Raw genomic sequence first — 18,654 nt, forward strand, 5'->3', positions numbered from 1 at the left:
GTTAATGCTTTAAACTAAGCCCAATCAAGGTCATTGATGATAACTAAGGCTTGCGTCAGCAACTTTAAGGCTATTAGGGATGTCTGCGTGGAGTTCGGCGATGGATTGAACGTGCTTGTTGGCCCACCCTCCAGTGGCAAGTCATCAATCCTCGAGGCCGTTTCGCTCATAATGCAGTCCAGGGGTGAGGATGCACTCATAATTGAGGGTAGGTTACTCATGATTCACGACATAGTTGACGTAATTAGGAACATGGACACAAGCAACAGGGTTGCCGTGAGCCTGAGGTTCAGTGTAGATAAGCATATAGTTGAATTCCTAAGGGATACGGGGGTTAACGTCGATTCAGGCAGCATAACGTATAGCTACAGCTTCACCCACAGCACAGGTGACGTTGAGCAGGGGGTTTGGTTAAACGACAAACTGCTGGTCTCCTTCGGTAGGTTAGGCGGCAGGAACCTGATCCTTAAGCCTGAGCCAGGGGACCTATGCATAACACCCTACCACGTGATGCATGAGGACGCCCTGGAGACTTGCGGTGAGGCCCCTGATGAGGTTAAGGTTGCTAGGGCCGTCCTCTTCTCGCTGAGGCAGGGGTTGAGGGATAGGTTCTTCTTCATCGGTGAGAATAGGCTGGCCTGGTGGAAGAGGACCTTTGAAACCACCGTTGACCTACTGCCTGACTACTCAGTTGGTGGTGATGCCCAGTACACCGTGCACCAGTTATCAAGGATGCTGACAGTGCCTAGCTACAGGGAGCAGGTTAAGGAGTTGCTAAGCGAAATGGGCGCACTGGGTGTCGAGGACTTGACGGCAGGCTTCATAGCGCCCAATAGGCTTATGGGCTTCATTAAGGCTAGGGGGTCGTGGGGGGTGTTGTACAATGCCGGGTTAGGTGTCAGATCAACACTACCACTAATTGTTCAACTAGTCCTAGCCCCAGAGGACTCAACCATAATTATTGATGGGGTCGACATTGGACTTGATGAGCAGTCGTTGGGCAGTGTATTATCCGCCGTGGGTAGGTACGCTAGGGGTAAGGGGCTTCAGGTCATTGCATCAAGCAGGTTGAGACCAAGGGTAAGTGATGCTAGGGTCATTGAACTAGCTGTTAATTAATTGCAGGTTAGGATTCCTGCAGGAATAAAATTTATTAGTCTAATAACCACGGCTACGCCAATGAACCAAAGAATAGTAATTATAGTAGCCGTGGTGGTAATAGCCGCAGCAGCCGTGGTTGTCTTATCATCACTAAGTATTATCCCGATTAGCATCCCAGGCATACCACAGCTAATGGGTGGTAGGTCATTGCCAAGTAATGGTTATGTTTACGTCATTGGAGCCTACCCTAATGTCCCCACTATCATTAGTGATGTTGTTCGTGGTTCACCCATCAGTGGCTTAAAGAGTAATGAAGGTATTGGTTCATTAAGTAGCGGTACCGTTAACGTGATTCTTAGCATGATTAAGGGTAATGATAGCTTCGTGATAACCCATGGCAACCCCAATGCACCCATCTGGTTGATTGAGTTCCTTGACCCAGTCTGCCCATACTGCTCCATCTTCGATGTCTACAACTTCAGCCAGATTATGCCATTCATAAGCAGTGGTAAGGTTTACTACATAGCCATCTACTTCCCAACCCACGCGCTAGGCTATTACCAAAGTTACCTACAGGCTAATGCCACCAACCCAGCGGCCGCTGCTGTACTGCTTGCAGCCTTTAATGATAGTGTCGCCCTCTGGCTCCAGTGGAAGTGCATTGGTGCAGCTAAGCCTGGTGATGTGATTAATGCCATAAACTACACCTACATAAACAACTTCATTTACCTAGTCAACTACGTGGAGAGCAATAACCAAGCATACCTAGTGTATTACCCAATAGCCTCATATAGCCTAATCAATAAGACTTACCCAGGGTGCCAGATTAAGTTAACGCCACAGCAGGCATTAAACATAACGGGCTCAGCCCTAAATAATGTGAATGAAGTAATACCACTGCTGATACCTAAGCAACTGCAGAATAATGTAGGAACACCAATGTTCATAATAATGAAAAACCCAATGAAGGTAGGTTAAGGTTTCGCAGCAGATACTAATACCCATTTAAATCCTAATAGTACTATTGCCTAGTAGCTCACATTTGGCCCTTCATTTATTACCCCTAGCAATGGTTTATAAGCTACCCAGGGTGTTAGTTAATGTGGAGGATTACAGTATTGAGGGTTTCGTGTCCATGGTGCTTAGTAGGGTTTACCAATACCTAAGCAACCATAAGGATGTCCTAAGCCCGGGTTCCGTTAGGAGTTACGAGTATGCGCTTAGGGATATTATAGCGAACATAATGCTTAGTGGGGGTGATGTGGAGGAGAGGATAATTAGGGTTGGGGTGGAGAACCTCTACACGTCAGTTAACGTTAACGGTGGGGTGGATAAGCGTAGGATACTTGAGGAGGCCTTTAGGTACGCCCTATACCTACTCGAGGACATGCCCAGGCAGAGGGGTAGTGATGTGGATTCGAACAGTGAGGGGTTTGTTAAGGGCAACGTGGGCAGTAGGGCTCAGGCTAACCCAAGTGGTGATAGGGGTAATGTTGGTAACCTGGTGGATCAGGAGATGGGTACAGGTAGTGAGTCAAGTGACGAGATGGCTAACGTGATTTACGATGTCTTTTACGGCAGTGTGGGCACCATGAACTTCATTAATCTGGCGCAATTAATAAACATGTTCATTAACCCAATGGCCAACATCAGGGAGAAGGTTAAGGTACTTAGGAAGCTGGGCAAGTACCTAGTGAGCTACGGACTCCTGCCTATTCAAGGTAAGGGTGGTTCAAGGGTCTTTAAGGCACTTGATAACGTTGCCCGTGAGGCATCAATGGGCAGTGCCTTTAGGGTCTCAAGGTTCACTGAGCACTCGAATTACCCAACGTACATAACGGGGGTTAGGGAGTATAGGATTGGTGACCCGGCAAGTAGCATAGACTTGGATAAAACCTCCATGAACGTGGCTAAGAAGACTCTCATGAATAAGCCACTAAGCACAAGGGATATCGTGGTTAGGGAGTACGCAGACGTTAAGTTAATGGACCTTGTACTTTGCCTAGACACCTCAGGTAGCATGAAGGAGTTCAGCGGAGTCTACACGAAGATGGAGATAGCCAAGGAGGCCATAGTGAGGTACCTGAAGTACCTGTCTAAGACTAGCGACAGGTTGTCAATGATACTCTTCAACTTCAGGGCCGACATACTATGGGGGCCTCACCCGGTTAAAGTGTATGTGAGTGAGATGGAGGAGATGACCAGGTTCATCTACCCTGGGGGTGGTACTAACATAGCTAGTGCACTTGAGAAGGCTAGGGTGATATTATCCAGGTCCAGTTACCCAAATAAGCACGTTATATGCATCACCGATGGTAGGACTGTGAATGCGAGCAGTTGCATTAGGGAGACTGTTAGGCTAAGGCGCATGGGGGTTACCCTATCCACTATCGCAGTGGGTGATAACAGTGACATTGATCTACTCATGAGGATATCCAAGATCGGCAATGGGTTATTCATAAAGATAAACGACATTTCAAACCTAGACAAGGCCCTCATAATGGATAAGCTGGGCCTTTAAGGGTTGCCTAGAGAGTAGGGTAAAAGTTTAAGCTGATGCAACTAACACGGTGTACGCATTAGGTTTATATCACCTCACGTGGAGGTTAAAGGGGGTTTATGGAGAATTTACTCCGCAGGTGCTGCATAGAGGTTGGGATAGTGACCAGTGGGTCCACGACGACCTACGCCCCAATGCAGTTCTACAAGAAGACTGAGGAGTACGCCGTGGAGGAGCAGCTGGCTGTGGTTAAGGATGAGGCTATTAATAACGCATTATTCTTTGGAGCCATAAGGAGGGTGACTAAGCTTGAACCCATCGTTAAGGACAGGGTTAGGACACCCTTCATAGATAGGCCCGAGATCATGGACCCGTCACTTCTTATGCCCTACACGTCAGCCATGGTTAGGTTTTACGGTATGCTCAACCTACATAAAGGTACCTTAGATGAGGTTACCCAGGTGGTCACGCCAGGGTCTAAGGTTTACGTCATTAAGGATGGCTCATTCCTGGGGAACTTCATTAAGCTAAGTGGTAGGATAGGCATTGGTTCACACAAGTACAGTGGCTGGGAGGTTCCACTGGACCCAGCCTACGTACAATACCACATAGGTGTCTTCGGGGCCACTGGGGTTGGTAAGTCCAGGTTAATCAGGGGGCTTATTGATGAACTACTGAGGAATGGGTTTAAGGTAATTGTGTTTGACCACAGTGGCGTGGACTACTCCACCTATTACAAGGACTATACCGTTGGGTCTAAGGCGATTTCAATAAGCCCACCAACAATCGCATCGGTACTAGCCTCCAAGGCTAGGTTGCCTTGGCAGAGTTACGGGGAGTACCTTGAGGTCGCGGTCTTAACCTACGTCATGGGTGAGGGGGATAGGAATGAGCTGGTTAATAGGAGGGTGGGGAAGTGGGGGAAGCAGGAGTTCCTTAAGCACTTGAGGCAGAGCATGAGTAGGATGAGCGCCAGAGAGGCCACTGTGCATAAGGCTGGCTTATTCATAGACTACTTCGTTAATGAGGAATTCTTCGAGGAGTTGAATAAACGCTCCGTTAAACCAGGCGACATAGTTAGGAACTCCCTTGAACGTGGGTTAACCGTAATCGACCTCAGCCAGGACACGGACCTTGTGGTTAAGCAAGCCATAGTAGCCGATGTTATAAACGAGGCCTGGGACATGGTTAAGCGCGGTGAGGTTAACACACCCGTTGGCCTAGTCTTCGTTATTGATGAGGCCCAGAATTACGTACCAGAGGACTCCTGGACCATATGCAAGGATCCAATAGAAACCACGTCAAGGGAGGGTAGGAAGTGGGGGCTCAGCCTAATACTGGCCAGCCAGAGGATGGCAAGGGACATAGCGGCCAACGTAAGAGCCAACCTGGGCACAGTCTTCTTCAGTAGGTTACCCACGCAGGGTGATTTAAGGGAGTTAAGTGGCTACATGGACCTAGCTGACGTCAACGAGTCTGTGTTAACGCAACTGGGCATTAGGGAGTTCTTCGTGGCTGGCCTACTAAACCCATTAAGGAAACCGATACTGCTGAAGATTAGGGAGGTGAGGTGACTTGTTCGACGAGGGTGACTTCACCATAGACCTATGGGTTGATCCACCACTACTTAATGCTCTCTTCGAAGGGGCCAGAGACATAGCAGGTAAGCTAAATTTGACATCTGTGATGGGTGAGGTTAATGAACTTAGGGCCAGGGTCTCGGACAGGATTAACGCAATACCAAGCGTGGGTGGGGGTAGATACTTCACCTATGCCATAGACTCAAGCTTCCCACCATCACCACTGGAGCTGGTGGGTGGCGTGTTAACCGTAGTAGCCTACGGCTACGTGGGTCAGGTGGGTGGGAGGACTGATAGGTACGTTACAGGTGACGTGTTGTACGAGGACTCAAGTGATTTGAACAAGTCCATAGAGGTGTTGTCTAAAATCAGGGAGAGGGAGATGGCGGCCAGGTTGTTGAGGGATAAGTTGAAGGGCAGGAGGAGCATGGATATGATAATACTTGACGGTGAGATATACGTGCATCCACTCCCCTACAACTTACCCGCCCATGAGGGTGTGAGGAGGAGGGTTGAGGATGTCCTGGAGGTTATGCTTAACCTGGCCGAGAGGACTAGGACAACTATAGTTGGGGTTGTTAAGCGTGTTAGGTCAAGGTACCTGTCCATTTACGTAAACCACTGCCTCTCAGTTAACGATAAGCTGATTGCCAGTCTACTGCTGAATAAGGGCGAGTACATTGACTTAGGCAACTACGGCGAAATACTGCCCAAGTGGATTCAGGTGAACTACATGGATTGCGAGGTTAAGAGGGGGATGAGTAAGGATGAGGCTGAGAGGAGGCTTAACGAGGGGCTTGAAAACCTTAAGAGGGTTTTCAACGGTGATGGGGGTAGGTTAAGGGGTATACCTAAGGTGGCAGACACGAGGCTAGTCTTCTATAAGGCCCCCGTAACCGCGGTTGCAACCAAACTTGAGATACTTGACCTAGGGGGCTTAGGCATACCCAACATCGTCGGTTACCTGTCATCACAAACAACGAACACGGGTTACCCATACCTACTCGACCTAGTGGACACCTACGTTAGGGTTGACTCAAGGCTACTGGACTACGTCAAAACACTACTAACCAAGTACGCAGGCTTAGACGTGGAGGATAATAGGGTTAAGGAGCTTGTTAATACGCTTCTCCAATTAACCAACCCGCAGAAGGCATACCTGTACAGGCAGATGGAAGGTTAATAACACCCACGTGGGTAATGAACGGTAAATTAAATTAACCTTGTAGGTAAGGAAACCGCAATGCGTGGAACCTTAATCTTAACACTAGTGTTGGTAGCAGCTGCGGCATTAATGCTGGGTGCAGTTGCCATGCTTCACACTAGGCACATAGCTAGTGATGAATGTGGCGTATTAATCAATAAGTTAAGGGGGGTAGTTGCCCAGGTTATTAGGGCCTTGAATTACAGTGAGCCGTACGGCAACTGCGCTGGTGGCTGCACCTCAAGGTTCTATGATGCGTACCAACTGCTTAAAAATAACGTCACCTCACTGATTAACTTAATTAATGAAACAGGTTGCGTTGAGTTGAACTTAAGCCAATTAAGGATCTACGTGAATTATGCATTGAATAACCTCACCACGTATAATCCGGCGAACCCACTGATAGGTGTTAATGAGTCGTTGAGGAGCATGGTTAACGCCTACCATCTACTAAGCCATCAAACCGGCGGCTAGGCTCATTAAGCCCGCTGTTTGGTGAATTTGGCAACAAAAGGCTTATTAGTCCTTGAGGGCAAGGCGCTTATGGCCAGTAATGGGGCTGATAGAGATCCTGAGATTGATAGGCTCCTTGAGGCTAAGGCTAGGGAGCTGACTAAGAAGATGAAGTATAGTGGTGTCGTGGAGTTGAGCAAGGAGAATTTCGATGACTTCCTTAAAACCTTCAGGGTGGCTGTGGTTGATTTCTGGGCGACCTGGTGCGCCCCATGCTTCATGCTTGAGCCGATAATAAAGAGGCTAGCCCTGGAGATGCCTGATGTCGGCTTCGGGAGGTTAAACACCGAGGAGGAGCCTGAGATAGCCGCCAAGTACTACGTCATGAGCCTACCAACAGTCATAATATTCAAGGATGGTGAACCCGTGGACCAGGTTGTTGGTGTTGTACCTAAGAAGATATTGCAGGACAGGATTAAGGCATACCTGGAGGACTAGGCGACCTTAAATGTACCCTGTGCTACTTGGCATAAACGGCATGGGGTATGGTGACTTCACGGAATGCTACTTGGAGGTATTACCCAGGTTAATGAACATGGTTGAGAGGGGGGTTCTGGAGAATAGGAGGCCCCAGTACCCCGATAAGTCATGGTGGTCCATACTCAACATGGAGCCTGACCCCACCCCCACAGGTGACCCATCGTCAACACTCCTGGTTAAGTTAACGAAGGCGACTCTGGTTAACATACCTGTGGTTAACCCGACCTACGGAGCCTACAGCATTAGGCTTGATGCAACGACGCCCTATGATGATGAGGTTAACGGAGTCGTCAACACCATAATTAAGTCGGCGGGTAAGTCACCTGTAATAGCCTCCATAACCGCACCAGACAGGTTCCTCCACAGCAATGGGTCGATTAAGTGCAGTGTCTACAGGGCTATTGACAATGCCATTGGACAGCTGCTTAACAGTGGCCTATCATCCTTCATAATATTTTCACCATACGGCGAGCCAATTAGCCCAGGTGAGGGTGAGCATGAGGACTACGGCATATACATAGCAACCATAAGTAGGCCGAGGCATTATGATACAGTCAAGTTGTATGAGGTTGGTATATTGTTTAGGGACCTCACGGAATCCGTACAGTCAAGCGGCCCTTAAGCACCAGCCTGTTAAAGTGCCCTCGGTGCCACGTAGTATGTTAATGAACCTGAGGCGAACTCGTACGTTAACTTAATGGGCTTATTGGTGGCGAACTCGATGGTCACGTACTCGCATATGGGCGCCATCTGACTGTTCATATTTATGATGTAGTCCAGGGAGTAGGATGCCTCATGCCTCTCGCTCACTGAGAATTCCTGGAAGGACTCGTCGGTACTTTGGTACTGGACCTCATAGTACCTCCCACCCTCCCCAGACGCCTTAATAACGAAGGATTCTGGGTCGGCTGCGAATGTTACAGCGTCACTTATGTCCTCAGCCATGGTTAAGGCGTCCCTGAAGGCATCCATACTCATCCTAATCCTGACCGGGTAGTCTATCTTAGGTTCAGGTATGTCCTCCTGGGCGACATCAACGATGGGTAGGTAGAACCTCCTATACATGCCGCTCTCCTTCCCCTTAGAACCGTAGTATATGGTCATTAGGAACCTGTTCCTACCCCTATCAACACCGATGTCAACCTTATCCTTAGCCCTAATCCTCCTCGCCAACTTCTTAACCGTGTCGAACAATATGCCAACCTTAACAGTGTCCGTTATGTTAACCTCCTCCAGGGCCGTGGATGGTATGTTAAGTATCACGAGGGATACCTTGGATGAGTCAACGGCCCTTAGGCTAATCCCATCAGGGCTCATAGTAAACAGGGCCTCATTTAGGACCTGGGCTAGGCTTAGGAAAACGTACCTAATATCCTTACCCTTAGGGAAAGTGAAGGTGTATACCACGCCTCCACCCACACCCTCCTGGGTAATGGAGCCACCCCCCTCAGTGGTGGATTCCTCTTCCTCCCCCTCAGCAACCTCCTCATTAGCAGCCTCATTCTCCTCCTCAATATCCTCCCTGTTACCCTCTTCCTCCTCAGGCATCACCACTATACACCTCGATAACCCTTTTTAAGGTTACGGGCCCATTAAAGAATAATACCATGATGTAGACGCAGCGTTGAATTCGACATTGGGCTCACCCTATTGTAACAGTCTTTTTAAGGAGGAGGGTATTGTAGGGGGTGTGGATAAGGTTAGGCTTAGTGATGGTGAGTATGTTAGGATAGAGGGGCCGGCCATGGTGGAGGTGCTGAGGGGTTCGCTATACCTCCTGGGTGCCCAGTATGAGACTGGGGCTAAGGTGACTATACTTAGGGCTAGGAGGGTTGTGGCTAAGGCTATTAGTGATACTGAGCTATCACTAGTCCTCGGTCCAGGTGGCTTTGCCGATAAGCCCAAGGCCGGTGAGGAGATGATTGATGAGTGGGATAGTAAACTTAACATTAGCCTAAAGGGCTCTGTGGTAGTGGTCATGGGTGCAATGGACTCAGGCAAAACGACGATAACCACCATACTGGTTAATAAGGCTGCATCAATGGGTTTAAAGGTGGGTGTGGTTGATGCTGACCCTGGTCAAAATGACCTAGGTCCACCCACGACAATAACCTGCTCAGTACTGAAGAGTGGTAGAATAACCCACCTAAGCTTCATGATTCCACTTAGGCAGGTTTTCATAGGCTCAACTAACCTTGAGGGTAACTGGCATAGGGCTGTTTATGCCGTCACTAAGCTTGTTGATTACCTTAGGGGTAGGGAGGGGGCTGATTTAATAGTGGTCAACACAGACGGCTGGGTTGAGGGCGAGGGGGCGATTGAGTATAAGAGGGCCCTTGTAACCGCCGTTAAGCCAAGTTACGTAATAGTCATGAGGAAGGGTGATGAGGTTGATGGTTTGGTGAAGGGGTTGAGCCAGTGGAATACCCTAGTCCTCAATGCCCCACCGTCTATGAGGGTTAGGGATAGGAATGATAGGAAGATTCATAGGGATATGGGCTACGGCAGGTACCTATCACCTTCAAGGGACTTGACACTAAGCCTAAGCCAGGTTAACGTGGTTAATATGCCCATAACCGGTAGGAGACTTGATGAAAGACTTGCAAGGTTAATCTCAACTTACCTAAAGGTTAAGCCCATATACGTGGACGCCTTGAAGAACATGGTAATGGTGGTTTCAAGTAGCGTTAAGGAGCCTACACTAAGAAGCATACCAGGTGGCGTAGCCCTAATCCTTCAACCAAACTGGGAGAACGGCCTACTGGTTGGGCTGGAGGACGTGGATGGTTTCCTGGTTTCACTAGCGGTCTTAAGGAGGATCTACTACAATGCAGGTAAAATAGTGGTTACAGTACCCAGGAGACTGAGTAATGCCGAACTAGCCAGTGTAAGGAGCATTAGGGTTGGTTCAATAAGGGTTAATGAACAGTTTGAGGAGGTGGATAAATTCAGCATAATATATAGAGTCGAGAGAATACTAAGTGATGCCCCGTTCCCCTCATCCCAGCGATCCTAATTATTGACTCATCCTCTGTCGGGCTAATGCCCCCATCCTCGGGGCATCACTGGTCAGCTCGCCCACGGGGCAGGGCTCCTGGGTACTCACAATTACCTCGTACCCAGGACTGTGTAGTCTTATATTTAAACCTTAGGCTTGTTAGGAAGGCCCTTAGGCATAGGGCACTAGTCATCATTGACGACATTATTGAGGAGTCGAGGAGGGAGTTAATCGAGGAGAAGCTACCGAGCGGTTTAAGGAAGATTTACCTGGCTGAGACGAGGAGGTTCGTTAAGCTACTGATTGCCCAGCTAGAGTGGTATGGTGTGCCGTATGAGTTCAAGAGGTTGCCAAGCACAATATGCCCAATTTGCGGGAGTGAGTTAACCCAATTACAAGGCAGAATCATGGTTTGCGAAAACTGCGGATTCAAAGCACCAAGAGACAAAATACCAATACACTGGGCATTGAAGGCGATGCCCAAAGCCAAGGTGGGTTCCTCCTAGATGGGAGCCCATGAAGTGTGGGCGAGGTGGAAGCCCCTAGGCGCAATAAACAAATAAACACCTAGGGACAAACGGATAGGTTAATACGCTGGTGCTTAACTCAGCCTTAGTATGGGTGTTACTGAGCTGGGTAAGCTCATCCCGGATAACCTAAGGAGGAGGATTGATTTTAACCAACTTAATGGGAGGGTCATAGCCCTGGATGCCTATAATGCGCTATACCAATTCCTAGCCTCAATAAGGCAGCCTGACGGCACACCCCTAATGGACTCCCAGGGTAGGGTCACCAGCCACCTGAGTGGGTTACTGTACAGGACAATCAACCTACTTGAGTATGGTGTTAAGCCAGTCTACGTCTTCGACGGCAAGCCACCTGAACTGAAGCTACTTGAAATCGAGAAGAGGAGGAGGGTTAGGGAGAAGGCAGTGGAGGAGTGGGTTAAGGCGATGGAGGAGGGTAGGAGAACTGAGGCTAGGAAGTACGCCCAGAGGGCCTTATTCATAACCAACGACATGGTTGATGAGGCTAAGAGACTCCTCGACCGCATGGGTGTGCCATGGGTTCAGGCGCCCAGTGAGGGTGAGGCTCAGGCAGCCTACATGGCCAGTAGGGGTGTTGTTTGGGCAGCCGGTAGCCAAGACTACGACTCACTGCTATTTGGCTCACCCAAACTTGTGAGGAATCTTACCATTTCAGGTAGGAGGAAACTCCCAGGTAAGGATGAATATGTTGAGGTTAACCCAGAGTTGATAGAGCTTGGTGACGTACTTAAGGCGCTTAAGCTAAGGGATAGGGCCCAGTTAATAGACCTAGCCATAATCCTCGGCACGGATTACAACCCAGATGGTGTACCCGGAATAGGGCCCCAGAGGGCCTTAAGGCTCGTACAGGAGCACGGTAGCCTAGATAAACTACTCAACACAGTGCTTAAGAACGCCCAATTTCCCGTGGATCCATTTAAGATAAGGGAGTTCTTCCTAAACCCACCGGTTAACCAGAATGTTGAGGTTAACTTCAAGGAGCCTGATGAGGATGGTGTAGTTAAGCTACTGGTCGAGGAGCATGACTTCAGCGAGGATAGAGTTAAGAACGCCTTGGAGAGACTTAAGAAGAGTATGAATAAGGTTAAGGGTTCAACAACCCTGGACTCATTCTTCGGCTGATTGCTTATGGTTAACCAAGGCAAGGTGGATTGTTCATACATTGATAAATTGCTTAACCTACTCGAGAACCCATTCTCAACCTACTACAGTGACGGTTACCTGAACAGCGAGGGGATGACCATACTAAGCCTCCTGGCCAATGCAACACTGCACGAGTGGCCGTGGATGAAACCTCTATTCAGGAAGGTTAGGATTAAGAGGGATTACCAGTCCATAGTTAACCTGGCGAGGGGCATTAGGGAGCTGTGCCAGGGTCATGCCTCCTGAAGGCCTTAATGTTGTCGATGTAAACTTTAAGCAAATCCCCACTACCACGCCTAAGCAGGAGGATTAGGATTACCAGGAGCATCATGGTGGTGTTCTTAATCAACCTAGCCACGTGGCATCCTCGACCTAACCGTTAAATACATTTCGCACCTAGCCAAATCAGTGAAGGGCATTAGCCTCCAGGATATATGCAGGGGGGTCAGGGGCCAAGTGGACCTTGCTCCAGCCGTGAGGCAGTTCATAGAGTTAACCCTTGCTACAGTGGATAACCCGCAGTTCACATATCTAATAACCCCCCATTGGGGTAGTAGGGCGTTAAGCAGAGTCATCATTAACAATAATGACGTGGGCGCAGTCTCACTGTCACCACTATTCTCAGGGGAGGGTGTATCCAATAGGCCACTGGTACTCAACTTCAATAAATCCCTAATCGGCAGGAGGGGTGATTATGCAAGGGCCTTGAGGGGTGGCTATGACTCAGTGGTGTACGTCGGCAATGGCGATTACACCAACGCCCAGCTGCTGGTCGGTGACTTAACCGTTAAGGCGAGGGGATTGCCAACAGAAATACCAGTGTTTTATACCAAAGCCAGCGTGAGCGGTTTAGGCATTAGGTATAGCGTGGACTTCACCTTGAGAAACGAACTCTACTACGACCTAGTCATAACGAGGGAGGGTGACTTACCTTACCTGGTGGTCATGGGGTTTAACATTAGTCCACTATTCCTGGGTATTGATAATTGCCGCCTAGTTGATGTCCTGGTTAATACTGCTAAGGCCATAGCGTCACCTGACTTAAGGCTTAACTACGTGATCCACGTGGCTGTTAACGATGAGTGGGGTAACCCAAGGTTCCCACCACTCTACTGGGGTTTCAGCACGGTCAACTTCATTGAGGGTACACTCCCCAAGTTGTCAACGGACTTAACACCGCTGGTTTACATATACATCGACTCAGTGGGGGACTATGTAGACGTTAAGGCCCCTGAGGAGGTTAGGGGTGCATTGAATGAGGACTTAGGTAGCTTAACGTTCATGGAGTCGCCGGGTATACTGCCTGATAACTACGGTTACTGGCCAATTTTAATTAAGCGTAGTGAACCAGGTACCCCAGGCATTACCCCTGATGTTGGTGAATTACTGAGGAGGGTGTTAAGTAAACTTGAGACCGATCCTCAGTGGTTCATGAATAGAGTTAGCGAACTCTTCGTTAGGAATGTTGAACAAGCCTTTAGCGCTGGTGGTATTGGTGAATTAGCCAGGAGAATTAATCCTGACAATGCATCAACGATTAAGGGCACGTTGATTAAGTACGTTTACAGCAGGATGAGGGATACCATAAGTAGGGTTAATTTACTTAACCTAACCGGCGCAGAGCCTATGGTAAACATAACCACTGGCGAGGTTTACCTAGACGCACCTGGTGACGCAGCTGAGGCTGAATTAATGAACCTGAGGTTAAGCATACTAGATAAGGTTAGGGCGCTGCTGGTTAAGTAAGACTTAGTTGAATAGCGGTACCTCAACTTTAAGCCTTATAAACTACGGTGCAGATTGCACCTATGCTACCTAACATAAGGGATCTGATACCGGGTGTGGTCAATAAGGTAAGCCCATCCATAGTTGCCATAATGACAGCCGGGGCTGTCATTGATGAGTGGCTTAACGTAGTACCCATTAGGGGGTTTGGGACTGGGTTCGCCGTGGATAGGCACTACGTGGCCACAGCATCGCACGTAGTCTCCCAGCCGGGTGAAGTATCCATAGTGACCAGTGACGGTGACTTACTTGAGGCTGAGGTGGTGGGTGCAGACCCTGAGGTTGATACAGCGGTGCTTAGGGTTGACGGCGACTTAACGCCAATTAAGCTGGGGGACTCCGATAAGTTAATGGTTGGTGAACCCGTTATAGCAATCGGCTACCCTCTGGGTTTAATGAACCAACCTACCGCAACCTTCGGCATAGTTTCAGCCTTAGGTAGAACCATAAGGGTAGGTGAGGTGATGCTTGAGGGGCTTATACAGACTGACGCAGCCATAAACCCAGGCAACTCAGGTGGACCATTAGTGAACCTAGACGGTGAAGTTGTGGGCATAAACACGGCCATAGTCGCAGGGGCGCAGAATATAGGCTTCGCAGTTCCAATGAATCTAGCTAGGTTATCCATAAATGACTTGATAAGTAAGGGTTACGTTAGGAAGCCGAGGATAGGCATATATGGTGTTGACGTTAATAGGGTTCTCGCCAGGCAGTATAAGCTACCCGTGGATAGGGGAGTCCTGGTGGTGCATGTTCAGCCCTACTCTCCAGCGGAGGAGGCTGGGTTAAGGAGGGGTGATGTAATTACGAACATAGATGACGTCGAGTTGACGTCAATAGTGAAGCTTAAGACCTACCTATACTCCAGGTATGCTGAGGGTAAGAGGGAGTTTAAGCTGAGGTTAATTAGGGGTAGGAGGACTATCACGGTTGATGTTACCGTATGAATGATTATGGGGGTTATTCCTGGCCTAAATTAAAAATCAATAGGCCGGGGAAAGTTTAATAAGAAGCCTATTGGGCATTAAATATGCCTAACAGTCAGGAGGTGGAGGGGTACCTGGAGGCCGTTGTTGAGGGCGTTTATGTGACATCCACTGGTGCCGAGGCCGTTATGCTCCTAGGCACTGATGAATGGGGTGACTTCGTGTTACCCATTTGGATAGGCATGGCTGAGGCGTTAAGCATACAGAAGGCCATGGGGCAAATGGACTTCCCAAGGCCACTAACCCACGACCTACTTGTCGACATTTTGGAGAGGTTAAACGCAACCATTGAGAGGGTTACAATAGATGCCCTCGTTGACCACACCTACACGGCTACAATATACCTCAAGGATAATAGGAGCGGCTCCCAGCATTACATCGACGCCAGGCCCAGTGATGCAGTTGCCATAGCGCTTAGGGTTAATGCACCCATACTGGTGGCTAGGCATCTTAAACAGTACACAGTGTCCATAAATGAACTACTGGGTAAGTCGCAGGAGGGCGGCGAGGGTAAGTCGATTTAACACGCCTTTAAATGGTAATTAACTTCATCATCAATCTTCATAGTGGCCGTGATGCATGTGGCCGTGTTCATGGGTAGGTGTGTTAGCTACCTGAACCTCACCATTAATAACCATTTTAACGGCATCGTCAGCGTTAAGCCCCTCAGGCACTATGTAAATTGTAATACCCAGTGACCTAGCCATGTTAAATCCAGGCCTACCTATCTCACTAACCACTAGGGTGTCTGCACCAATCTCCTTGACCCTCCTAAGTGCGTATAGACCCCTATGCATTTCAGCTTGCATTGCGGGGTTCGGTTCCCTGTTAACTAGCTTCACGTTACTGCCATCATCCTCGTAAACCAGTATATACTCCCCTTCTCCCGGGCCTGTGACTAAGTTTTCAGTGTTAGCTATTACCGCTATCCTCATGGGTTACCGATATCGTATCCGATTTTTTAAATGTTTCGGAGTTCGTAAACAGCCAAAAGATTAATAACCTTAATTCGTAATCACGTTAAAAATATACTTAGGTGTGGTGAATGCTGGCTTACATTGATTACCCTGGAAGTAGGGAGATTGTGACTAATCCACTTGAGTTGATCAACAGATATAGGTCGTTCCCAGGTACATTAGTATCAACAATAGTCATGATCGGGGGTGTCGATGTCAATGAAGACTACTTTAAGGTGTGGGCATCTCTAACAGGCAATAGGCAGCTTATTGAAGATACCTATAGCGAGATTTGGTCATACATTAAGGGTGTTGCTAATGATAAGGACCTTATATCACTCGTAATGAGGATTTACGAGAAGTCCGGTGAATTAATAGATCTAGTGGCATTATCCAATGCACTTAAGCTATTCCTCGGACTCAACATATATGACTTAGGATTAGCAGTAATATACGAAAACCCACTGATGGTTCTAAACGGTGTGAGAATGGAGTTAAGAACCGGTAGGGCACTGTTGACTAAGAGGCATAGAACGGAGGACATTGAATTAAGCACTGTACTGGTGCTTCAACCTGAGACTAATAGGCAAGTTGTTGATTGGGGTAATCCAGGGGTGCTACCGGCCAGCGGCACCATAGGTGATGAGGCTGTAAGTGACCCAGCATTCACAATCCTAACCAGCGGTATTAAGTTGATATCGAAGCCCACTTCAACCAAATTAACGCTGCTAACCCAAAGTGCACAGACAGGTGGCTGTGATGGGCAACTAGTGGTCTTGCCATTAACCCTTACAGGCAGTCTAATGTCTAAATTGCAGGGTGAGTTAATGAACCATGGATTAACCGTAACCATGCAGGTTAATTTAACTGGTGCATTAGAATGCCTAACTAATTCCCCATAGCTTAACCATATATTATAGATTTTTGTTGCAAAATTAAAATTAAGTTGTTTTAAGAGCTAGAGTATCTAAAACTTATTCATCACCTTCTTCTCATTGCTATTAGTGCAGCCACTGCTGCTACAACAATCACGATGACTACTATTCCTGCTATTAATGCTGTGCTTACTACTGTCTTAGTCACTGTCACTGTGCTTACTGCAGTAGTGGTTGAGACAGCCGTTGTGGTGACTGTACTTGTAACAGTAGCCGTGGAGGTGACCGTTGAGACCGCAGTAGTCGTAGTGGTTGTTGTGGTGGTAGTCGTAGTAGCCGTAGTTGATGTGGTTACTGGAGTGTACGGTATGTGGAAGTATGAAGCCACACAAGCCTGTAGTGACGGGTCTGGGTTAGGTATGCCTAGGAATGCCGCGTACTGCGGATACTTCGTCCAAAGCGAACCATTAGCAATAGCTTGGGCGACTGGTGGAACAACACCAGGTGGCGCCACTAGGCCCCAGGCGATTATTATATGCAAGTTGCTGTATAGGCCATTACCGTATCCCCATGGCATGAATTCAAGCTCGTAGGTTAGCAGTGGATACTTGTTAAGTATGCATGGCTGGAATAGCCAATTCGGATCCATAACAGACTTCATGTACTCGTAGGGCTCAAGCTTACTGTACAATGGTACTATGGGTACGAAGTAGTCGTACCACGCGAATATTATCTTCATCATTAGGTCGTAGTTGGGTGTTCCGGGTGCTGCAATGTTCTCGAACATCTGCCAATTGGTCAAGTTAATGAAGCCGTAGGTTGAGTTGATACACCAAACAATGGTACCATTCGTTAATACCGGAGGCTGGGCAGGCAGTATCACTGGGCTGCAGGTGCCGTTGGGCCACTGGAAAGGCCAAACATCACTACCTGACTTATACGCCTGTATCGCAGCCCCAGTCGTCCACCAAGGCCAACCTAACAGCCCCCACATACTGCTGTAAGCTGGGCCATTAGCCGAGTTAATCCACGTTGTGGCACCCCCATACTGCCCATTTGGCAGTGTAGTGCTCCAGAATACACCAACATCCTGCCCGATTAACTTAGCGTTAACGCCAAAGGCCTGCATCTGCTCCACGGCATCAGCGGCCATTGTCATCCAGTCGGTAAAGCCGCTTGGGCCATAGACGTAGAGCGTTAATTGAGTCCCGTTTGGTGTGTACCAGTATCCGTTAATCTTCTTGAAGCCTAGGCTCTCAAGCATCTGAGCAGCCTTGGCTGGATCATAACTGCATGATGTAATGAACTGCCTAACGTCAGGTGGATAAGTGCTCTCAGTGCCTGGTATCACTGGGTTCGGGTAGTAGGCTGGTTTACTAATCGCTAAGCCCCATGCAGCAGCAACCTCAGTCCTATTAATCACATCGCAGATAGCCTCCCTAACCTGAGGAATATTCCACGGGTAATAGTGAGGATTAACAGCAATACCCATGACTGAGAACACCAGTAGTGCGAATGATGACAATAATGGTCAAGCCTCGCCCCTTTTAGGGTGGTGATGTTGTTTCTTTGTTTGTTTAAAGTTTTGGTCTTTTGGTTGGTATTTTTGTTTCTGGTTACCTTTTAATTCCCCCTTGTTCTTACAGTCTTAGTGCCTGGGTTGGTGCCTCCGAGAGGGGGTTTGGGCTTTTTGGATGAGCCGGTGGGGCGATACCCCACTGTTTTCACCACCCTGGGCATGCGTTCCTCTAGGGCAAGGGGGAAAGGCGACAAGGAACAAAACAGGAGGACTATTAGGCTTAGGTTGTTGCCGAACGGTACCCAGGAGCGTAAATTGCGGAGAATCGCCGATGCCACCGCTAGGCTTTGGAATGAGTTAAACTACGCTAGGCTTGTGCAGTATAGGGCATCGGGCAAGGTTGATTTCAAAGGGACAGGGCACGAGCTCTATCATAAGTATAAGAGTGCGTTGGGTGTTAATGCTG

General features: G+C 48.4%; 20 protein-coding genes and 1 pseudogene. 17 read left to right on the forward strand and 4 right to left on the reverse strand.

Annotated features, from left to right (window positions below; all coding sequences use genetic code 11):
* Positions 1-36 precede the first annotated feature (36 nt).
* From AAX04_RS03700 to AAX04_RS03735, 8 genes are all read left to right on the forward strand, one after another.
* A complete protein-coding gene (locus AAX04_RS03700) occupies positions 37-1,119 on the forward strand; it encodes an AAA family ATPase (protein ID WP_066794184.1) in 1,083 nt (360 codons plus the stop codon).
* 60 nt (positions 1,120-1,179) lie between these two features.
* Positions 1,180-2,079, forward strand: coding sequence for a thioredoxin domain-containing protein (locus AAX04_RS03705; protein ID WP_066794186.1), 900 nt, complete (start codon positions 1,180-1,182; stop codon positions 2,077-2,079).
* A gap of 124 nt (positions 2,080-2,203) precedes the next feature.
* On the forward strand, positions 2,204-3,622 hold the full coding sequence (locus AAX04_RS03710; protein WP_084761181.1) for a VWA domain-containing protein: 1,419 nt from the start codon (positions 2,204-2,206) through the stop codon (positions 3,620-3,622).
* A gap of 98 nt (positions 3,623-3,720) precedes the next feature.
* Positions 3,721-5,175 (forward strand): ATP-binding protein, encoded by a 1,455-nt coding sequence (locus AAX04_RS03715; protein WP_066794197.1) that lies wholly within the window; start codon positions 3,721-3,723, stop codon positions 5,173-5,175.
* A gap of 1 nt (position 5,176) precedes the next feature.
* Entirely contained in the window at positions 5,177-6,364 is a 1,188-nt protein-coding gene (locus AAX04_RS03720; RefSeq protein WP_066794201.1) for a DNA double-strand break repair nuclease NurA, read from the forward strand.
* A gap of 60 nt (positions 6,365-6,424) precedes the next feature.
* Positions 6,425-6,859 (forward strand): hypothetical protein, encoded by a 435-nt coding sequence (locus AAX04_RS03725; protein ID WP_066794204.1) that lies wholly within the window; start codon positions 6,425-6,427, stop codon positions 6,857-6,859.
* Positions 6,860-6,928: 69 nt separating this feature from the next.
* Positions 6,929-7,336, forward strand: coding sequence for a thioredoxin (trxA, locus tag AAX04_RS03730; protein WP_066794207.1), 408 nt, complete (start codon positions 6,929-6,931; stop codon positions 7,334-7,336).
* Between the two features lie 10 nt (positions 7,337-7,346).
* Positions 7,347-8,000: a hypothetical protein gene (locus AAX04_RS03735; RefSeq protein WP_066794210.1), complete on the forward strand. Its 654-nt coding sequence runs from the start codon at positions 7,347-7,349 to the stop codon at positions 7,998-8,000.
* A gap of 11 nt (positions 8,001-8,011) precedes the next feature.
* On the opposite strand, the gene AAX04_RS03740 is transcribed toward AAX04_RS03735, so the two are convergent.
* Complete coding sequence (locus tag AAX04_RS03740; protein WP_066794264.1) at positions 8,012-8,926, reverse strand: DNA polymerase sliding clamp; 915 nt, start codon at positions 8,924-8,926, stop codon at positions 8,012-8,014.
* Positions 8,927-9,068: 142 nt separating this feature from the next.
* Between AAX04_RS03740 and AAX04_RS03745 the strand changes: the two genes are divergently transcribed.
* The 4 genes from AAX04_RS03745 to AAX04_RS03760 all read left to right on the forward strand — a co-directional run bounded on the left by AAX04_RS03745 (position 9,069) and on the right by AAX04_RS03760 (position 12,313).
* Positions 9,069-10,394 (forward strand): Clp1/GlmU family protein, encoded by a 1,326-nt coding sequence (locus AAX04_RS03745; RefSeq protein WP_084761179.1) that lies wholly within the window; start codon positions 9,069-9,071, stop codon positions 10,392-10,394.
* Between the two features lie 26 nt (positions 10,395-10,420).
* Complete coding sequence (locus AAX04_RS03750) at positions 10,421-10,882, forward strand: zinc ribbon domain-containing protein (protein WP_066794214.1); 462 nt, start codon at positions 10,421-10,423, stop codon at positions 10,880-10,882.
* A 111-nt stretch (positions 10,883-10,993) separates the two neighbouring features.
* Positions 10,994-12,046, forward strand: a complete 1,053-nt coding sequence (fen, locus tag AAX04_RS03755; RefSeq protein ID WP_066794217.1) for a flap endonuclease-1 — start codon at positions 10,994-10,996, stop codon at positions 12,044-12,046.
* Positions 12,047-12,052: 6 nt separating this feature from the next.
* Positions 12,053-12,313, forward strand: a complete 261-nt coding sequence (locus AAX04_RS03760) for a hypothetical protein (RefSeq protein ID WP_066794219.1) — start codon at positions 12,053-12,055, stop codon at positions 12,311-12,313.
* Here the strand turns inward: AAX04_RS03760 and AAX04_RS11830 are convergent.
* Complete coding sequence (locus AAX04_RS11830; RefSeq protein WP_156519678.1) at positions 12,282-12,425, reverse strand: hypothetical protein; 144 nt, start codon at positions 12,423-12,425, stop codon at positions 12,282-12,284. The two genes, AAX04_RS03760 and AAX04_RS11830, sit on opposite strands and share 32 nt — an antisense overlap.
* Positions 12,426-12,475: 50 nt before the next feature.
* Between AAX04_RS11830 and AAX04_RS03765 the strand changes: the two genes are divergently transcribed.
* From AAX04_RS03765 to AAX04_RS03775, 3 genes are all read left to right on the forward strand, one after another.
* A complete protein-coding gene (locus AAX04_RS03765; RefSeq protein WP_066794222.1) occupies positions 12,476-13,813 on the forward strand; it encodes a hypothetical protein in 1,338 nt (445 codons plus the stop codon).
* 62 nt (positions 13,814-13,875) lie between these two features.
* Positions 13,876-14,799, forward strand: coding sequence for a S1C family serine protease (locus AAX04_RS03770; RefSeq protein WP_066794225.1), 924 nt, complete (start codon positions 13,876-13,878; stop codon positions 14,797-14,799).
* A gap of 83 nt (positions 14,800-14,882) precedes the next feature.
* Entirely contained in the window at positions 14,883-15,362 is a 480-nt protein-coding gene (locus AAX04_RS03775) for a bifunctional nuclease family protein (protein WP_066794228.1), read from the forward strand.
* Between the two features lie 30 nt (positions 15,363-15,392).
* On the opposite strand, the gene AAX04_RS03780 is transcribed toward AAX04_RS03775, so the two are convergent.
* Positions 15,393-15,773, reverse strand: a complete 381-nt coding sequence (locus AAX04_RS03780) for a NifB/NifX family molybdenum-iron cluster-binding protein (protein ID WP_066794231.1) — start codon at positions 15,771-15,773, stop codon at positions 15,393-15,395.
* 110 nt (positions 15,774-15,883) lie between these two features.
* On the opposite strand from AAX04_RS03780, the gene AAX04_RS03785 reads away from it, so the two are divergent.
* Positions 15,884-16,696 (forward strand): hypothetical protein, encoded by an 813-nt coding sequence (locus AAX04_RS03785; RefSeq protein ID WP_066794234.1) that lies wholly within the window; start codon positions 15,884-15,886, stop codon positions 16,694-16,696.
* Between the two features lie 79 nt (positions 16,697-16,775).
* Here the strand turns inward: AAX04_RS03785 and AAX04_RS03790 are convergent, their stop codons facing one another.
* The gene (locus tag AAX04_RS03790; RefSeq protein ID WP_066794238.1) at positions 16,776-18,194 is read right to left on the reverse strand and encodes an ABC transporter substrate-binding protein; all 1,419 of its coding nucleotides are present in this window, start codon (positions 18,192-18,194) and stop codon (positions 16,776-16,778) included.
* Positions 18,195-18,359: 165 nt separating this feature from the next.
* On the opposite strand from AAX04_RS03790, the pseudogene AAX04_RS03795 reads away from it, so the two are divergent.
* Positions 18,360-18,654: pseudogene (locus AAX04_RS03795) on the forward strand (hypothetical protein); the annotation flags it as partial.

This window comes from Caldivirga sp. MU80, assembly GCF_001663375.1.
In the GTDB taxonomy this organism is placed as follows: Archaea; Thermoproteota; Thermoprotei; order Thermoproteales; family Thermocladiaceae; genus Caldivirga.